Source organism: Candidatus Krumholzibacteriota bacterium, assembly GCA_016931295.1.
GTDB lineage: Bacteria > Krumholzibacteriota > Krumholzibacteriia > Krumholzibacteriales > Krumholzibacteriaceae > JAFGEZ01.
In genome coordinates this window covers 75015-90145 of sequence record JAFGEZ010000003.1, presented here as the reverse complement: position 1 = coordinate 90145, position 15131 = coordinate 75015, and the positions used below count along the sequence as shown (strand labels likewise).

13 protein-coding genes are annotated in these 15131 nt (G+C 68.6%); 10 read left to right on the top strand and 3 right to left on the bottom strand.

Translation table 11 applies throughout. The features are described from left to right. Window positions 1–620, bottom strand: a 620-nt coding sequence (locus JW876_01580) for an MFS transporter (protein ID MBN1884198.1), incomplete at its 3' end; no start/stop codon positions are given. Window positions 621–768: 148 nt separating this feature from the next. On the opposite strand from JW876_01580, the gene glnA reads away from it, so the two are divergent. The 6 genes from glnA (at window position 769) to menA (ending at window position 8886) form a co-directional block, all read left to right on the top strand. Continuing rightward, complete coding sequence (gene glnA / locus JW876_01575) at window positions 769–2232, top strand: type I glutamate--ammonia ligase (protein MBN1884197.1); 1464 nt, start codon at window positions 769–771, stop codon at window positions 2230–2232. 25 nt (window positions 2233–2257) lie between these two features. Beyond that, window positions 2258–4171 carry a Glu-tRNA(Gln) amidotransferase subunit GatE gene (gene gatE / locus JW876_01570; GenBank protein ID MBN1884196.1) on the top strand — a complete coding sequence of 638 codons (1914 nt, stop codon included), beginning with the start codon at window positions 2258–2260 and terminating at the stop codon, window positions 4169–4171. 239 nt (window positions 4172–4410) lie between these two features. Then, window positions 4411–5796 (top strand): Glu-tRNA(Gln) amidotransferase subunit GatD, encoded by a 1386-nt coding sequence (gene gatD / locus JW876_01565; GenBank protein MBN1884195.1) that lies wholly within the window; start codon window positions 4411–4413, stop codon window positions 5794–5796. Window positions 5797–5816: 20 nt separating this feature from the next. Further along, window positions 5817–7397 (top strand): oligosaccharide flippase family protein, encoded by a 1581-nt coding sequence (locus JW876_01560; GenBank protein MBN1884194.1) that lies wholly within the window; start codon window positions 5817–5819, stop codon window positions 7395–7397. Between the two features lie 209 nt (window positions 7398–7606). Beyond that, window positions 7607–7783 (top strand): hypothetical protein, encoded by a 177-nt coding sequence (locus JW876_01555; protein ID MBN1884193.1) that lies wholly within the window; start codon window positions 7607–7609, stop codon window positions 7781–7783. A gap of 197 nt (window positions 7784–7980) precedes the next feature. After that, window positions 7981–8886, top strand: a complete 906-nt coding sequence (menA, locus tag JW876_01550; protein ID MBN1884192.1) for a 1,4-dihydroxy-2-naphthoate octaprenyltransferase — start codon at window positions 7981–7983, stop codon at window positions 8884–8886. 10 nt (window positions 8887–8896) lie between these two features. On the opposite strand, the gene JW876_01545 is transcribed toward menA, so the two are convergent. Continuing rightward, window positions 8897–9565, bottom strand: a complete 669-nt coding sequence (locus JW876_01545) for a TIGR00730 family Rossman fold protein (protein ID MBN1884191.1) — start codon at window positions 9563–9565, stop codon at window positions 8897–8899. Between the two features lie 116 nt (window positions 9566–9681). Here JW876_01545 and JW876_01540 point away from each other — a divergent pair, with 116 nt between their 5' ends. Genes JW876_01540 through JW876_01530 form a run of 3 tightly spaced genes read left to right on the top strand, consistent with a single transcriptional unit; the run spans window position 9682 to window position 12503 of the window. Next, window positions 9682–10644 (top strand): alcohol dehydrogenase catalytic domain-containing protein, encoded by a 963-nt coding sequence (locus JW876_01540; GenBank protein ID MBN1884190.1) that lies wholly within the window; start codon window positions 9682–9684, stop codon window positions 10642–10644. Between the two features lie 40 nt (window positions 10645–10684). Next, window positions 10685–11425: a rhomboid family intramembrane serine protease gene (locus JW876_01535; protein ID MBN1884189.1), complete on the top strand. Its 741-nt coding sequence runs from the start codon at window positions 10685–10687 to the stop codon at window positions 11423–11425. 1 nt (window position 11426) lies between these two features. Next, the gene (locus JW876_01530) at window positions 11427–12503 is read left to right on the top strand and encodes a hypothetical protein (GenBank protein MBN1884188.1); all 1077 of its coding nucleotides are present in this window, start codon (window positions 11427–11429) and stop codon (window positions 12501–12503) included. Here JW876_01530 and JW876_01525 read toward each other — a convergent pair. After that, entirely contained in the window at window positions 12466–13128 is a 663-nt protein-coding gene (locus tag JW876_01525; GenBank protein MBN1884187.1) for a histidine phosphatase family protein, read from the bottom strand. The genes JW876_01530 and JW876_01525 overlap by 38 nt on opposite strands. A gap of 142 nt (window positions 13129–13270) precedes the next feature. Here JW876_01525 and JW876_01520 point away from each other — a divergent pair, with 142 nt between their 5' ends. Further along, complete coding sequence (locus tag JW876_01520) at window positions 13271–15115, top strand: hypothetical protein (GenBank protein ID MBN1884186.1); 1845 nt, start codon at window positions 13271–13273, stop codon at window positions 15113–15115. Window positions 15116–15131 lie beyond the last annotated feature (16 nt).

The following is a 15131-nucleotide window of genomic DNA, read 5'->3' as shown; positions in this document are numbered from 1 at the left end:
GCGGGCGGGTTGACCATGACCGTGGCGCCGATCAGGACGAGAAGGAGGAAGACGATCCCGTAGATGAAGAAGACGCTCTGCACGCCGGGCAGGCCGAAGAAACTCGTCGTGTTGAGGAGGCCGCCGAACCAGGAGCCGGCGAGCTTCACCCACAGCGTCGCGCCGAAACCGAACCCGGCGACGGCGAGGCCCGAGATCATCCCCTTCTTGTCGGGGAACCACTTCACGCCCACGGCGATCGGCACGACGTAGGCGAGGCCGATCCCGGCGCCCCCGACGATGCCGATGCAGACGAGCTGCGCGGTGAACGATCCGCCGAGGAAGGCGCCGAGGACGTAGCCGGCGCCGAGGACGATCCCGCCGAGGACGGCGACGGGCCGCGGGCCGATCCGCGCCTGGAGCCGCCCGGCGAGGACCATGACGACGGCGAAGGTGACCAGGCCCGCCGAGAAGACGCCCATGGCCTGCTTCGTCGAGAACCCGTAGAGCCCCCCGTCGGCGACGGGGATGGTGATCTGCTTGGTGAAGACGCTCCACGCGTAGATCGCGCCGAGACAGAGCTGGATCAGGATCGCCCCGACGACGACGATCCAGCGGTTCATGACCTTCTGTTCGCTCATCTGTTCCTCCCGGACAGGGTTTCGACATACCCTGCCAGCGCCGGCCCGGATTGTCAACGCGAAATGTCCCCCCGGGCAGCGCCGGCGGCGGCAATAATCGCTTGAAGTGTCGATATTTGTCCGCTATATTGGAAGGCCGCGCGTACATATGGTTACGCGCTTTCAGATAAAGCGTAATCACGCTGCCGCAAGGAGGTTGGCCATCTTTTCCTCGATCGCGCAACTCAAGCGGACGATCGGCGCCCGCGACATCAGGCATATCGACCTCAAGTTCACCGATCTCTTCGGCCGTTGGCATCACCTGACCCTTCCCGCCTCCGGTGTCGGCAAAACGCTCTTCACGAACGGCCTCGGCTTCGATGGCTCGAATTTCCCCGGCATGAAGAGCCTCGAGGCGGGCGACCTCTCGCTCGTCCCCGACATCGCGACGGGATTCGTCGATCCCTTCCGGGAAGAGCCGACGATCTCCTTCCTCTGCCGCATTGTCGAGGCCGATACGAAAAAGGCGTTCTCGCGCGATCCGCGGGGCATCGCGGAACATGCGGAAACCTACCTCCGCTCGACCCGCATCGCCGACCGCTCCATGTGGGGGCCCGAATTCGAGTACTACATCTTCGACGAGGTCGCCATGGGCGACACGAACCTCGGCCTCGGCTACGAGATCTCGCCGGCCGAGGGGGACGGCGACGGCCGCGTCGGCCTGTTGCCCTTCGGCGGCTACCACGCCCTTCCCCCGGGAGACAGCCTCGCCGATATCCGCGACCGCACGGTCACCCTGCTCGAGGATGCCGGGGTCCGCGTGATCTATCACCATCACGAGGTGGGCGGCCACGGGCAGGTCGAGATAGAGACCGCGTTCGACACGCTCACGCGCTCGGCCGACATCTCGATGATGGTGCGGTACTTCGCGCGCATGACGGCGCACCAGGCGGGAAAGACGGCCACGTTCATGCCGAAACCGGTCCACGGCGAGGCGGGAAGCGGCATGCATTTCCACCAGCACCTCTTCAAGTCCGGCAAGCCGCTCTTCTGGGACGCGAAGGGGTACGGCGGCCTCAGCGTGCTCGCCCGCCGCTACGTCGCAGGGCTGCTCGTCCACGCCCCGGCGCTGCTCGCCCTGACCAACCCCTCGACGAATTCCTACAAGCGGCTCATTCCGGGTTTCGAGGCGCCGGTACACTCCTTCTACTCGCTGGCGAACCGTTCGGCGGCGATCCGGATACCGAAGTACGCCAACAGCCCCGCCTCCAAGCGGATCGAGTTCCGTCCCCCGGACGCGACGTGCAACAGCTACCTCGCGATGGCCGCGCAGCTGATGGCGGGGATCGACGGCATCCGCCGGAAACTCGATCCCGGAAAACTCGGCTTCGGCCCCTACGACGTGAACATGTTCGACATGGACCCGGAGGAACGCGGCCGCATCGCCGCCCTTCCCGGCTCCCTCGAGGAGGCGCTGGACGCCCTCGAGGCCGACCACGGGTTCCTGCTCGCCGGCGACGTCTTCAGCGCCGAACTCGTCGCCGACTGGATCCGCCTGAAACGCGAGCGCGACGTGATGGCGGTGCGCAACCGCACGCATCCGCTCGAGATCAAGATGTACCTCGACTGCTGACCCGATCGCCAGGGAGGAACGCCGCGTGGCCGTGTACCGGAAGATGGAAGAGACGACCCCCGAGGACTACGCCTCGATGGGGCTGAAGAGCGGCATCGAGATCCACCAGCAACTCGCCACGGAGAAGAAGCTCTTCTGCCGCTGCCCCCTCCGTCCCTACTCCGACGAGTTCCACGCCGAGATCCTCCGCCACATGCGTCCGACACTCTCGGAGCTCGGCGAGTACGACGGCACGGCCCTGATGGAATTCAAGACGAAGAAGGAGATCGTCTACCAGATAAACAAGGAGACGGTCTGCACCTACGAGATGGACGACACGCCGCCATTCGAGCTCAACGAGCAGGCGCTCGACATCGCGCTCGAGGTGACGATGCTCCTCAACTGCGCCCTGGTGAGCGAGGTCCACATCGCCCGCAAGCAGTACCTCGACGGCTCGATCCCGACGGGCTTCCAGCGGACGACGATCCTCGGCGTCGACGGCTGGATCCCCTACGGGGATCGCCGGATCGGCATCGTCCAGCTCGGCCTCGAGGAGGACGCCTGCCGCGAGGTGAGCGACACGGGGCATCTGCGCGTCTACCGGACCGACCGCCTCGGCATCCCCCTGATCGAGACGGTGACCTATCCCGAGATGCACACGCCGCGGGAGGTGGCCGACGTCGCCCAGATCCTCCGCTGGCTCGTCCGCTCGACCGGCAAGGTCCGCACGGGGATCGGCGCGGCCCGGCAGGACGTGAACGTCTCCGTCGCGGGAGGCGTGCGGGTGGAGATCAAGGGCGTGCCGCGCATCCCGGCGATCCCCCTCCTCGTCCACATCGAGGCCTTCCGCCAGCTCGCGCTCCTCGACATCAAGGCCGAGCTCTCCCGCCGCGGGATCACCGGCGACGGCTTCCGCGCCGACGACGCCGACGTGACCGACAACCTGCGCGGCACGCTGTACGGCCCCGTCGCCCGGGCGCTGCGGAACGGCCACGTCGTCCGCGCCGTCGCGCTCCGGGGCTACCGCGGGATCCTCTCCACGAAGACGCAGCCCGAGACGATCTTCGCGCGGGAGATCTCCGACCGCGTGCGCGTGATCGCCTGCCTGGACCGCCTGCCGAACATCGTGCACTCCGACGCGGAGGGCGAGAACTTCTCGAGCGGCGAGTGGATGAAGATCAAGAAGGCGGTGAACGCCGGCGAGCGGGACGCGGTCGTCGTCGTGTGGGGCGGCGAGCGGGACGTCGAGACGGCGGTTGGGGAGATCGCGATACGGGCGCGCGAGGCGATCGACGGCGTCGTCAACGAGACGCGCCGCGCGGCCTCCGACGGCACCACGGGCTTCGAACGGATCCTCCCCGGTCCCGACCGGATGTACCCGGACACCGATCTGCCGCCGATCGCGATCACCGCCGATCGCATCGAGCGGATCCGGGCCGGAAGCCCCGAGCGGCCCTGGGACCGCGCGGCGCGCTACGTCGAGCTCGGCCTGTCACCCGATCTCGCCGCGCTCATGGGCCATGCGCCCGAGCGAAACCTCTTCGACGAATTGTGCGGGAAGACCGCCTACGAGCCGGCCGCGCTGGCCGCGTTCCTCACCGGGAAGCTGCGCCACCTGCGCCGGACGGGAGCGACCGCGGCCCTTTCCGACAGCGGCCTCGTCGAGACGATCGTCGCGGGGGAGGCCGCGGGCCTCGCCGCGGAGCTGCTCGGCGATCTCGTCGCGAGATCGAAGGGGGATCCGTCGGCGGCCGCCGGGATCGCGGCGGACCTGGCCGGCGCCGAGGCGCCCGGCGACGAGGAGATCGCCGCCCTCCTCTCGATCCTCGAGCCGCCGGCGCTGGCGCCCGACAAGCTGCACCGCTTCTACACGGGGCACATCCTCGCGCACTTCGGCGAGCGGTTCGTGCCGTCGGCGGCCGCCGCGGCCGCCCGGCGGTTCATGTCGGCGTTGCGGTGATTTCCCTCGCCCCGCTCCCGGGGCGCTCCGGCCGAGACAAGCACGCTCCGTTCGTGTGCCACTCCGGCCGAACCGCCTGTATCTTTACCGCTTTTCCCTTTGCCGCCTTCGGGGCATGGGGTATATTGACCTGAGCCGATTCCGGCCGCCGGCCGCCGCCCGCCCCGCCGACGGAGCGATCCCGCGATCGTCGGCCGGAACGTCTTCATTCACAAGGACTACCTGCAGGGAGGTGCGCGCTGTCCTCCGACATCTACAAGGGCTACCGGGGCGATGCGCTCGAGGCGCTGAAACGCTTCGAGGTGGGCGTCTGGTACGACGTCGAGGTCTCGTCGACGAGGGGAGATTTCACCGGCATCATTCTTCCCCGGTCAGAGAGCGCCGACGACCGCCATATCGTCCTCAAGCTGCGCAATGGATACAACGTCGGTCTCCTCGTGGACACGATCGGCGCGGTCAAGGAGATCGGCCGCAAGGAAGCCCACTACAAGATCCCCGAGAAGGCCTTCCCCACCGATCCGCGCAAGCCGAACGTGAAACTCCTCGGCACGGGCGGCACCATCGCCTCCCGTCTCGACTACCGGACCGGCGCCGTCATACCGGCCTTCTCCCCCGGCGAGCTCTACGGCTCCGTGCCGGAACTCGCCGACATCTGCAATCTCGACACGGAGAAGCTCTACGGGGTCTTCAGCGAGAACATGGGGCCCGAGCAGTGGCGCGGAACGGCCGAGGCGATCGGCCGCGAGATCGAGAAGGGCATCGACGGCATCGTGATCGGCCACGGCACCGACACGATGCACCACACGGCGGCGATCCTCTCGTTCATGGTGCAGGACTCGCCGGTGCCGATCGTCATGGTCGGCTCGCAGCGCTCGAGCGACCGGCCCTCGAGCGACGCCGCCCTGAACCTGATCCACGCGACGCGGACGGCGGCCGAATCGGATATCGCCGAGGTGATGGTCTGCATGTTCGGCCCGACGAGCGACGAGTACGGGCTGCTCCACCGGGGCACCCGCGTGCGGAAGATGCACTCCTCGTACCGCTCGACCTTCCGGACGATCGGCGACATCCCGCTGGCGACCGTCGACCGCGGGAAGTTCACGCATCTCCGCGAGGATTTCAAGCGGCGCCGCAACGACCGGAACGTGACGATCAACACCGCCTTCGACGACCGCGTGGCGATCGTCTACTACTATCCGAACATGAAGCCCGACATCATCGAGGCGCTGATCGACAACGGCTACAAGGGGATCGTCATCGCCGGAACGGGGCTCGGCCACGTCAACAAGCCGCTCTACGAGCCGCTCGGCCGGGCATGCGCGCAGGGGATCCACATCTACATGACCGTGCAGACGCTCTGGGGATACGTCCAGATGTACGTCTACGACACCGGCCGCGACATCATGGACCTCGGCGTGATCCCGGGGGCGAACATGCTTCCCGAGGTCGCCTACGTCAAGCTCGGCTGGGCCCTCGGCCAGAGCCACGACCGCGAGGAGGTCAAGCGGATCATGCTCACGCCGATCGCAGGCGAGATCACCGAGCGCGAACCGCACAACGGCTACCTCATCTTCCAGGGGGGGATCCCCGAGGTCGAGGCGTTCATCGGCCGCTACCGGAAATAGGCCGCCGCGTTGGGGGAGGAATGGACCGAACGAGAGGACCCGTCGATCTCTCCACCGCGAAGGTCGTCTCGGACACCTTCTTCATCTCCGCCTCCCGGATCGTCGTCCTCGGGCTGAAATCGATCCGCGGCATCGTCCTCGGGCGGCTCCTCGGGCCCACGCTCTACGGGGTCCTCAACATCCCCGCGCCCTTCGTCGACATCCTCCGCATGCTCTCCAACATCGGGTTCAACACGGGGGTCGTGCGCCTCGTCCCCGCATACCGGCAGCGGGGCCGCGCCGACCTGGCCCGCATGATCTTCCGGTCGACCGAGGCGCTGACGCTCGGGCTGGGATTCATCTGGTGCATCCTCCTCGTCGTCTTCTCGCGGCCGATCGCCCTGCATTTCGCGCACCGTCCCGACGCGATACTCCCCATCCGCGTCTACGCGGCGATCATCCCCTTCCTCGCGGTCAACCTCTTCTATGCGGCCGCCTACCTCGCCGTGCAGCGGGGAAAGCTGCGCGGGGCGCTGACCCTCGTCCACGGCCTGCTCGTCTTCCTTCTTCCCCTCGGCGTCGTCCTCTGGCGCCGCGACCCCGTGCACGTCATCGCGGCCTTCCTCGCCGCGGAACTCCTCGGGGCGATCGTCTTCGCCGCCTTCTTCCACCGGCGGATCCTCCGCGGTCTCGGCGACCGCGTGGGACCGCTTTTCAGGGGGATGCGCGAGGTGGCGACATTCGGGCTTCCCTTCTTCCTCGCCGACATCAGCTGGAATCTCATCAACACGATCGACCGTCTCATGGTCCAGTTCTACCTCCCCGTCGAGCTCTTCGCCTTCTACACGATGGCCGCGCTCGTCATCACGGCCCTCACGATGATCGCGTCGACCGCGGGGCTCGCCCTCGTCCCCTCGCTGACGGCGGCGCTCGCCGCGGGCGACCGCCGCGCCTTCGAGCGGCAGGTCCTCGGCACCTCGCGGATCGGATTCCTCGTCCTCGTCCCCCTGAGCGCGCTTCTGCTCGCGCTCGCCGGCGACATCTTCTCCCTCCTCCTGCGGAAGTACCTCCCCTCGGTCGGCGTCATCGAGATCCTCGTCTACATCGGCGGGATCATCCTCTTCTGCCGCGTCGGCTGGGCCGTTCTCGTGGCCTACGGCCGCGGCCGAATGGCGGCGGCCGCGTACGCCTTCGCGGCGGCCTGGAACTTCGCCGGCAACCGGCTCCTCATCCCGCGCCTCGGCATCGAGGGAGCGGCGATCGCGACCCTCTCGACCTTCGTGATGCTCGCGATCCTCCTGCAGTCGATGCAGCACCGGGTCTCGGGCACCCGCGTTCCCGTCGGCCCCTTCCTGCACGCCGCCCTCCTCTCGGCCGTCTTCCCCGGTATCGGCTGGCTGCTGCGAGGCGCCGGTCCGGCTCTCCGCTTTCCCGCGATCATCGTCGGCGGCGGATGCCTCTACCTGGTTTTCGCCATCAGAACGAACCTGCTCGCCGGGGCCGACCTCGACCGTGCGCAAACCGCGCTCGAGCCGCGCGCCGGCGTCCGGCACGTCCGCATCGCCCTCTGGCTGCTCGATCTCCTCGCCCGGATCGGGCGCAGGCGGCCGCCGCGTTCCTGACCCCCAAAATGTAAAATTTCGCTTACAGTATAGTAAATATATGTTTACTATCAAATCGTATGAATTGACACATGTTACGCCGATTTCCGAATAACTGTAAACTATTGTTTACACTTCTGCAGAAAGGCGGGCCCGCACACGGGGTGCAATCGCCGCGGACCGTAGCTGTATTCCATTGCTATTGAATGAGATACGCACCAAAAGAAACAATGCGGAACGATCGGGCATTCTGGCACGTCGCCTGCTATTACAAGTCACTGTCCGCAGTCATCGGAAACAACACGGAACAAGGGGGTACGGAAATGCTGCACTTCACGAACATCGCGCTGGTCGTCGCCCTTCTGCTCACCATGGGCAAGAGCGTCTGGGGCAAGAGCGTCTGGTAAACGTCCCTCGAACGACCGCACGGGCTGGTGTCAGGGACAAGGATCCTGGGGTGTCCGAACGACGTGCGCACCCCGGTTCAGGGGAGACGGGGCCGGTTTCGACCGGCCCCGTCTTTTTTCACGGGGAGGGGTTTACTCCGGCGAGCGCCGCCGATATACTCCGACGGTCGCAGCAGCAGCTGATCGGGAGGTAGCCGGTGTCCGCCCCGTTCCCGTGGCTCCGGGAGGTCCGGGCCGCGTTTCTCACCGCGACGATCGCGCCCGTCCTCGTCGGCGCGGCGATCGCCCGCCACGACACGGGGCGACTCGATGCGGGCCTCCTCCTCCTCACCCTCGCCGGAGCGGCCCTTCTCCAGCTCGCCGCGAACGTCGCCAACGACTATTTCGACCACCGCTCGGGCACGGACGGAATGAACGTCCGTTTCGTGCGTCCCTTCACCGGGGGTAGCAGGCTCATCCAGGACGGGCTCCTGTCGCCGCGCGCCGTTCTCCTCGCCGCGATCCTCCTCTCCGCCGCCGCCGCCGCGGTCGGGGCGGTCCTCGTCGCCGCCCGCGGACCGGCGATCCTCCTCCTCGGCGCGGCGGGACTCCTCTCGGGCTGGTTCTACACGGCGCCACCGCTCCGCCTCGCCCACCGCGGCCTCGGCGAGCTCGTCGTCGGCATCGATTTCGGCCTCCTGGTCGTGATCGGCGCCTACTTCGTCCAGACGGGCCGGATCACCGCCGAGAGCGCCGTCGCCTCGCTGCCGCTGGCATTCCTCGTCGCCGACATCATCCTGATCAACGAGTTCCAGGACTCGCAGGCCGACGAATCCGCCGGGAAGCGGACGCTGATCGTGCGTCTGGGAACGCGCCGCGGCGCCGTCCTGTACGCGGCGACGGCGGCGCTCGCCTTCCTGTCGATCGCGATCGGCGTCGCAGCCGGCATCATGCCCCCGCTCGCCCTCGTCGCCCTCGCCCCCGCGCCGCTCGCCCTCCGCGCGGCCCTGACGGCGCGCCGCCACCACGCGGAAACCGCGGCGCTCGCGCCGGCGAACGCCGCGACGATCCTCTGCCACCTGTTAACGGGGATCTGCCTCGCGGGAGCCTATCTCGCCTCGTGAGGCGGGCAAATCATTCCTCCGACGCCATCATCCTCTGCCGGCCGATGACGGCCTGCTCCACCTCGTCGAGCGAATCGACGAGGTGGATGAGCTCCATGTCCTCGGGGAGTATCCTGTTCTCCGCGAGCATCCGCTCGCTCATCCAGTCGATGAGCCCCGACCAGAACTCGCGGCCGATCATGTAGACCGGGAAGGGCTTGATCTTGTGCGTCTGTATGAGCGTGAGCGACTCGAAGAGCTCGTCCATCGTCCCGAAGCCGCCGGGAAAGATGATGAAGGCCATCGCGTACTTGACGAACATCACCTTGCGGACGAAGAAGTAGCGGAAGCTGATCAGCTTGTCGATGTAGGGATTCGGCCGCTGTTCGAAGGGCAGCTCGATGTTGAGGCCGACCGAGAGCCCGCCCCCCTCCTGGGCGCCGCGGTTGGCCGCCTCCATCACGCCGGGGCCGCCGCCGGTGACGATCGAGCATCCGCCCGCCGCCAGGCGCCGGCAGAGCTCGCGGGCATTGTCGTACGCCGCTTCCCCCTCCACCGCCCTCGCCGAGCCGAAGACGGTCACCGCCGGCGGCACCGTCGCCATCGTGTCGAATCCCTCCACGAACTCCGCGAGGATGCGGAACAGGCGCCATGCGTCCTGCAGGTTGAATTCGTCGATCAGGTATTGCCGCTCCGTCATCGTCGCCTCCCGGCCGGTAGTGCCCGTGTTCGTCCTTGCGCCCCCCCGTCCATGAAGGTACCCTGTCCGTCGGGAGTGACGCAAGGAGGAAGCGGGCCCGCCGCGGCCCGACGGCGATGAAAGCCCTGCTTTTCGACGGAACGACGCTGCGACTCTGCTCACGGCCCCGGCCGCGCCGGAAACGGGGGGAAGCCCTCGTGCGCGTCCGCCTCGCCGGCATCTGCTCGACCGATCTCGAGATCCTCCGCGGGTACATGGGCTTCACCGGCATCCCCGGCCATGAATTCGTCGGCGAGGTCGTCGAGGCCCCGACGCGCGCGCTCGTCGGCAGGCGCGTCGTCGGCGAGATCAACGTCCCGTGCAACCGGTGCTCGCTGTGCCGGCGCGGGCTCGGCAAGCACTGCACCCGGCGCACGACCCTCGGGATCGACGGGCGCGACGGCGCCTTCGCCGAGTACCTCGCCCTCCCCGAGGCCAACCTCCATCGCGTCCCCGACGAGGTCGCCGACGAGGAGGCGGTCTTCACCGAGCTCCTCGCCGCCGCCTGCGAGATCCCCGTTCGCGCGCGGATCGCCGCCACCGACCGCGTGGCGGTCCTCGGCGACGGGCGCCTCGCCGCCTTGGCGGCCCAGGTCCTCTCCCTTCGGAGCCGGCACCTGACCGTCTTCGGCATGAACGAGGCGAAGATGTCCGCCTTGCGGTCGATCGGCCTCAGGGCGCGGAAGACCGGCGAACGGCCCGGAGACGCGCACGCATTCGACGTCGTCGTCGAATGCACGGGGAGCCTCGGCGGGCTCCCCGCCGCGGCCGCCCTCGTGCGGCCGCGCGGGACGATCGTGATGAAATCCACCGTCGCCGCCCCGGTGCGCTGGAATCCCTCGCCGCTCGTCGTCGACGAGATCACGGTGATCGGCTCCCGCTGCGGCCCCTTCGACACCGCCCTGCGCCTCGTCGCGATGCGCGAGGTGGCGGTCTTGCCATTCATCACCGCCGTCTACCCGCTCGACCGCTTCGAGACGGCCTTCCGGCGGACGCGGCGGCAAGACGCCTTCAAGGTGTGCCTGCGCATCCCCGGTTAATTCGCTTTCCCCGCACGGCCCGGTCCGCTAGATTACCGGTATGTTCCTGCCGCTGAAGGATATCAATCCGACCCGTCGGACGCCGTTCGTGACGATCGCCCTCATCGCGATCAACGTCCTCGTCTACCTCTACATGCGCTCGCTCGGATCGGTCGGGTACAACTCGGTCGTCGCCTCGCTCGGGGCGACCCCCTTCGAGATCACGCACTGGACCGACCTCGTCGGCCTCCGCATCGGCGGGGGGATGACCCACCAGGAGGGGCCGGCCGTCATCGGCCTCACCCTCCTCACCTCGATGTTCATGCACGGCGGGCTGCTGCACCTCGCATCGAACATGCTCTACCTGTGGATCTTCGGGAACAACGTCGAGGACATCCTCGGCCCGACGAAGTACATCCTCTTCTACCTTCTCTGCGGCCTGGCGGCCCACGCCCTGCACATCCTCTCCGACCCGTCGTCGACGATCCCGACGATCGGGGCGAGCGGCGCGATCGCGGGCATTCTCGGCGCCTACCTGGTCGCCTTTCCGCACGCGCGCGTCCTCACGCTGATGTTCCTTTTCATCTTCATCCGCCTGACCGTCGTGCCGGCCTACGTCATCATCGTCTTCTGGTTCGTCATCCAGCTCTTCTACGGCATCGCCTCGCTCGGCGAGATGCAGGGCGGCGGCGTCGCGTGGTTCGCCCACATCGGCGGATTCATCGGCGGCATCGTCCTCGTCTACCTTTTCGCCGGCGACACGATCCGATGGCTGCGCCGCGGCGGCTGGGTCGAATACTGAGATGCCCGTGAAGATCGAGATGATCGTCATCGCGGCCGAGGCGGCCTCGGACGTGCTCGTCGAGCGCGTGCGCGGCCGGCTGCCCGGCGTTCCCGCGCAAGTCCTCGCCGGCGAGGCGCCCGCGGGGGGACCGCCGCCGGGAACGCTCGCCCTGTCGCGCCGGCGCGGGGCGTTCGTCAAGACCTTCCGCCTCCCCGAGAAGGCGCCGCCCTGCGGAGAAAGATACGTCGTGCCGCTCGTCGGCTGCCCCTTCTCCTGCGCCTACTGCTACCTGCAGAGCTATCTCGAGACGAGCGGGCTGACCGTCTTCACCGACACCGGCCGGATGGCCGACGAGATACGCGCCGCCCTCCGCGACGATCCGTTGATCCGCCTCACGACGGGCGAGTTCGGCGACAGCCTCGCCCTCGACGCCGTCACGGGCACGACCCTCGATATCCTGCCCCTCCTCGAGGGCACCGGCGCCCTCCTCGACGCGAGGACGAAGAGCGCGTCGATCGACCACCTGCTGGCCGCGGCGGGCGCCGCCGGAAGCGAACCGCCGGACCCGCGGCTCGCCGCCCTCATGCGCCGCCACCTCGTCATCGCCTGGACGATGACGCCGGCCGAGGCGATCGGTCGCGAGGAACCCGGCACCGCGCCCCTCGAGGCGCGCCTCGATGCGATGCGGCGCGCCGCGGCTGCGGGGCTGCGCGTCGGCGTCCGCCTCGACCCGGTGATCCCCGCGTACGCGCGGGAGAACGACTACCGGCGGCTCGTCGGCCTCGTCGCCGGGGCGCTCGGGCCGGACGGGCCGGAACGGGTCGAGATCGGCGTCCTGCGCTTCCCGCTCGGGCTGCGCGACGTCGTCCGGCGGCGCCGCCCCCGCAGCGCCGTTTTGCGCGGCGAATGGATCCGCGACGCCGACGGCAAGGAGCGCCTCAACCGCCCGGCGCGCGTGAGACTCTACCGGACGATCGCGGCGATCGTCCGCGAGCGCTTTCCCGGAACGGGGATCGAGCTGTCGATGGAGCCGGCGGAGGTGTGGGAGGACGCGGAGGTCAGTTTTCCGCCACGCTGTCGTCGCCGGGAAGGATGATCCCGTCGAAGCCGGACCGTCCGCCGTCGAGATGCGACGTGCCGCCGAGTCTCGAGACGCGCGGCCGGAAATCGAGGACGATCGTGGTGATCGAGGTGTTTCCGATCGAGAAGGCCCAGAGATCGTCGACGTCCATGCCGAGGATGGCGGTGAGGTAGCAGGAGATCACGCCGCCGTGCGTGAAGACGAGGACATCTCCCCGGGCGGTCTCCTCGACGATCGCATCGATGGCCCGGACGACGCGATCGCGGAACCGGCGGATATCCTCGCCCCCCTCGATGCGGGCGGTGGTCGGGCGCCGGTACCAGCGGTCGATCTCCCCGGGGCTCTCCCGCCGGATCTCGGCGAGGAGCCGTCCCTCCCAGTCGCCGAGGCCGAGTTCGCGCAGCTCGCCCCGGACGATCGGCTCCCGGCCGCCGCCCAGCGCGATCCGTGCCGTCTCGAGGGCACGCAGCGCGTCGCTGCTGTAGACGTGATCGAATGGAAGAGAGCGCAGCCGGCGTCCGAGAGCGTTGGCCTGACGTCTACCGGCGTCGCTGAGCGAGACGCCCGGACAGGTGCCCTGGGCCCGCCGCTCGCGGTTCCAGACCGACTCGCCGTGACGGATGAGATGTATGTTGCGCATGCGCTCGCTTTCTCCGAGGACAGGACGCAACTGTAGCAGAGGGCCGGCGGCGGACGCAAGACACCTTGCCTTGACGCGGGTATTTTCATACTCTCGGGGCTGCAGCAGACCGACCGGACCGCAACAGGAGGTACGATCCACCATGCGCAAGGCGCTCATCGCCGTCATCTTCATCGCCCTCGCGTCCTCGGCCGTTCCCGGCAACGCCGGCGAGTTCACCCTCCGCTCCCGTTCGCTGATGCAGGGGCCGGCGGCGACCGGCGCGTTCGTGCCCGGCGGATTCGCGCTCGCCACGGGAGGGGGCATCGCCGTCATCGACACCGCCGACGCGACGAAGGAGCCGGCGTGGCTCCCTCTCGACGGGATGCCGAGGAATCTCATCGCGGTCGGATCGACCGTGTACGTGGCCGCGGGGCGCGGCGGACTCTGCGTGCTCGATCTCGCCGACCCGTCGCGGCCGCGCGTGGCTGCCCGGCGGCCCGCGAGACGCGCGGCCCGGTGCGAGATCGCCGGCGGGTTCCTCTACCTCCTGAACGAGACGGGATCGATCCTCACCTTCGACATCACCGACCCCTTCGCCCCCGCGCCGCTCGGCGAACGGCGCATGGGGCCGGCGAACGACATCGTGGGGCACGGCTCCCTTCTCGTCGTCTCCTCCTCCGGCACGGCCGGAATCTTCCGGGTCGAAACGAACGGCGGATTGACGTCCGTCGCCGAGATCGTCTCCCCGGAACACATCCGCCACGTCGCCGTCGGCGGCGACATCCTGCACCTCGTTCTCGTCGACGGCACCGTCGCCAGGTGGCGCATCGACGACCCGGCCTCCCCGGTTTCGCTCGAGCCCCTCGCCGTGCGGGGCGCGGTCGATCTCGACTTCGCCGGCCGGGAGGGACTCGTCTGCACGAAGGCCGGCGAATACGTCCCCTTCCGGGCGGAGACGAACGCCCGGACCGGCAGGCCGCTGAAACTCGATGGCCTTCCGGCCGAGGGCGGCGTGCTGTCGAGGATCAGGACCCGCCGCGGATTCGGGTGCTCGCGCCTCGTCGCCGCCGAGAGGGCATTCATGGCCGTCGCCGGGAAGAAGGGCTGCGCGTTCTTCCGAAGGAACGCCGCCGGCGAGGCGCGTTTCGCGGGCCGTATCGACACGAGCGGTTTCGCCATCGACCTCGTCACGGCGAACGGCCTCCTCTATCTCGCCAACGGCGAGGACGGCGTGCGGATCGGCGAGATCGGCCAGGACGGCTCGATCGAATGGATCGGCCATTTGCAGACGACCGTCGCCCGCGACGTCGCGGTGAAGGGCGACCTGCTCGTCCTCTGCGACGGGAACGACGGGCTCAAGACGATCGACGTGTCCGACCCCCGCGCGCCGCGGCTCCTCGGCCGCGTCGCATCGTCGTGGTTCCTCTCGGCCATCGTCCTCGACGGCGTGCGGGCGTACGTCGCGGGGGGCCTCGGGGGCGCGGAGATCTTCGACGTCGCCGTTCCGGAGAGCCCCTCCCGGGTCTGGCGGCGGGAACTCTCGGAGGTGAGGGGTGTACATGTCGAGAACGGCCTCTTCTACCTCGCCGACGGCAGGGACGGGATGCGCATCTACCGGCCGGGAGAGGGCGCGCCCGAGTATCTCTCGCGCATCGACACGCCGGGATGGGTGGACGACGTCTTCGTCGTCGGCGGGACGGCCTACCTCGCGGACGGCGGCAACGGGCTCAAGACGATCGACGTCTCCGATCCCTCGGCGCCGCGCCTGCTCGGCGAGGTCGACCTGGGCGGCCTCGTTCGGAACATCCACGTCCGGGGGAAGACGCTCTTCGCCGCCTGCCACACCGGCGGCATCGTGGCGGTCGACGTCTCCGAACCGGCGCACCCCGTCGAGGTCGCCCGGCACGCGACGGTCGACGACGCCCGGGGCGTCTGGGCGGACGAACGGTTCGTCTACCTCGGGAGCGCCAGCGGCGGGGTCTACGTGTTCTCGTACACCGACTAGTCACGGGGAGAAGGAG

Excerpts from the sequence above, each read along its gene's own strand:
- JW876_01540 (MBN1884190.1), top strand. The coding sequence starts at position 9,682 with ATGAAAGCCCTGCTTTTCGACGGAACGACGCTGCGACTCTGCTCACGG.
- JW876_01530 (MBN1884188.1), top strand. The coding sequence starts at position 11,427 with ATGCCCGTGAAGATCGAGATGATCGTCATCGCGGCCGAGGCGGCCTCG.
- JW876_01560 (MBN1884194.1), top strand. The coding sequence starts at position 5,817 with ATGGACCGAACGAGAGGACCCGTCGATCTCTCCACCGCGAAGGTCGTC.
- glnA (MBN1884197.1), top strand. The coding sequence starts at position 769 with ATGGTTACGCGCTTTCAGATAAAGCGTAATCACGCTGCCGCAAGGAGG.
- JW876_01535 (MBN1884189.1), top strand. The coding sequence starts at position 10,685 with ATGTTCCTGCCGCTGAAGGATATCAATCCGACCCGTCGGACGCCGTTC.
- JW876_01520 (MBN1884186.1), top strand. The coding sequence starts at position 13,271 with ATGCGCAAGGCGCTCATCGCCGTCATCTTCATCGCCCTCGCGTCCTCG.
- JW876_01545 (MBN1884191.1), bottom strand. The coding sequence starts at position 9,565 with ATGACGGAGCGGCAATACCTGATCGACGAATTCAACCTGCAGGACGCA.
- JW876_01525 (MBN1884187.1), bottom strand. The coding sequence starts at position 13,128 with ATGCGCAACATACATCTCATCCGTCACGGCGAGTCGGTCTGGAACCGC.
- JW876_01555 (MBN1884193.1), top strand. The coding sequence starts at position 7,607 with ATGCGGAACGATCGGGCATTCTGGCACGTCGCCTGCTATTACAAGTCA.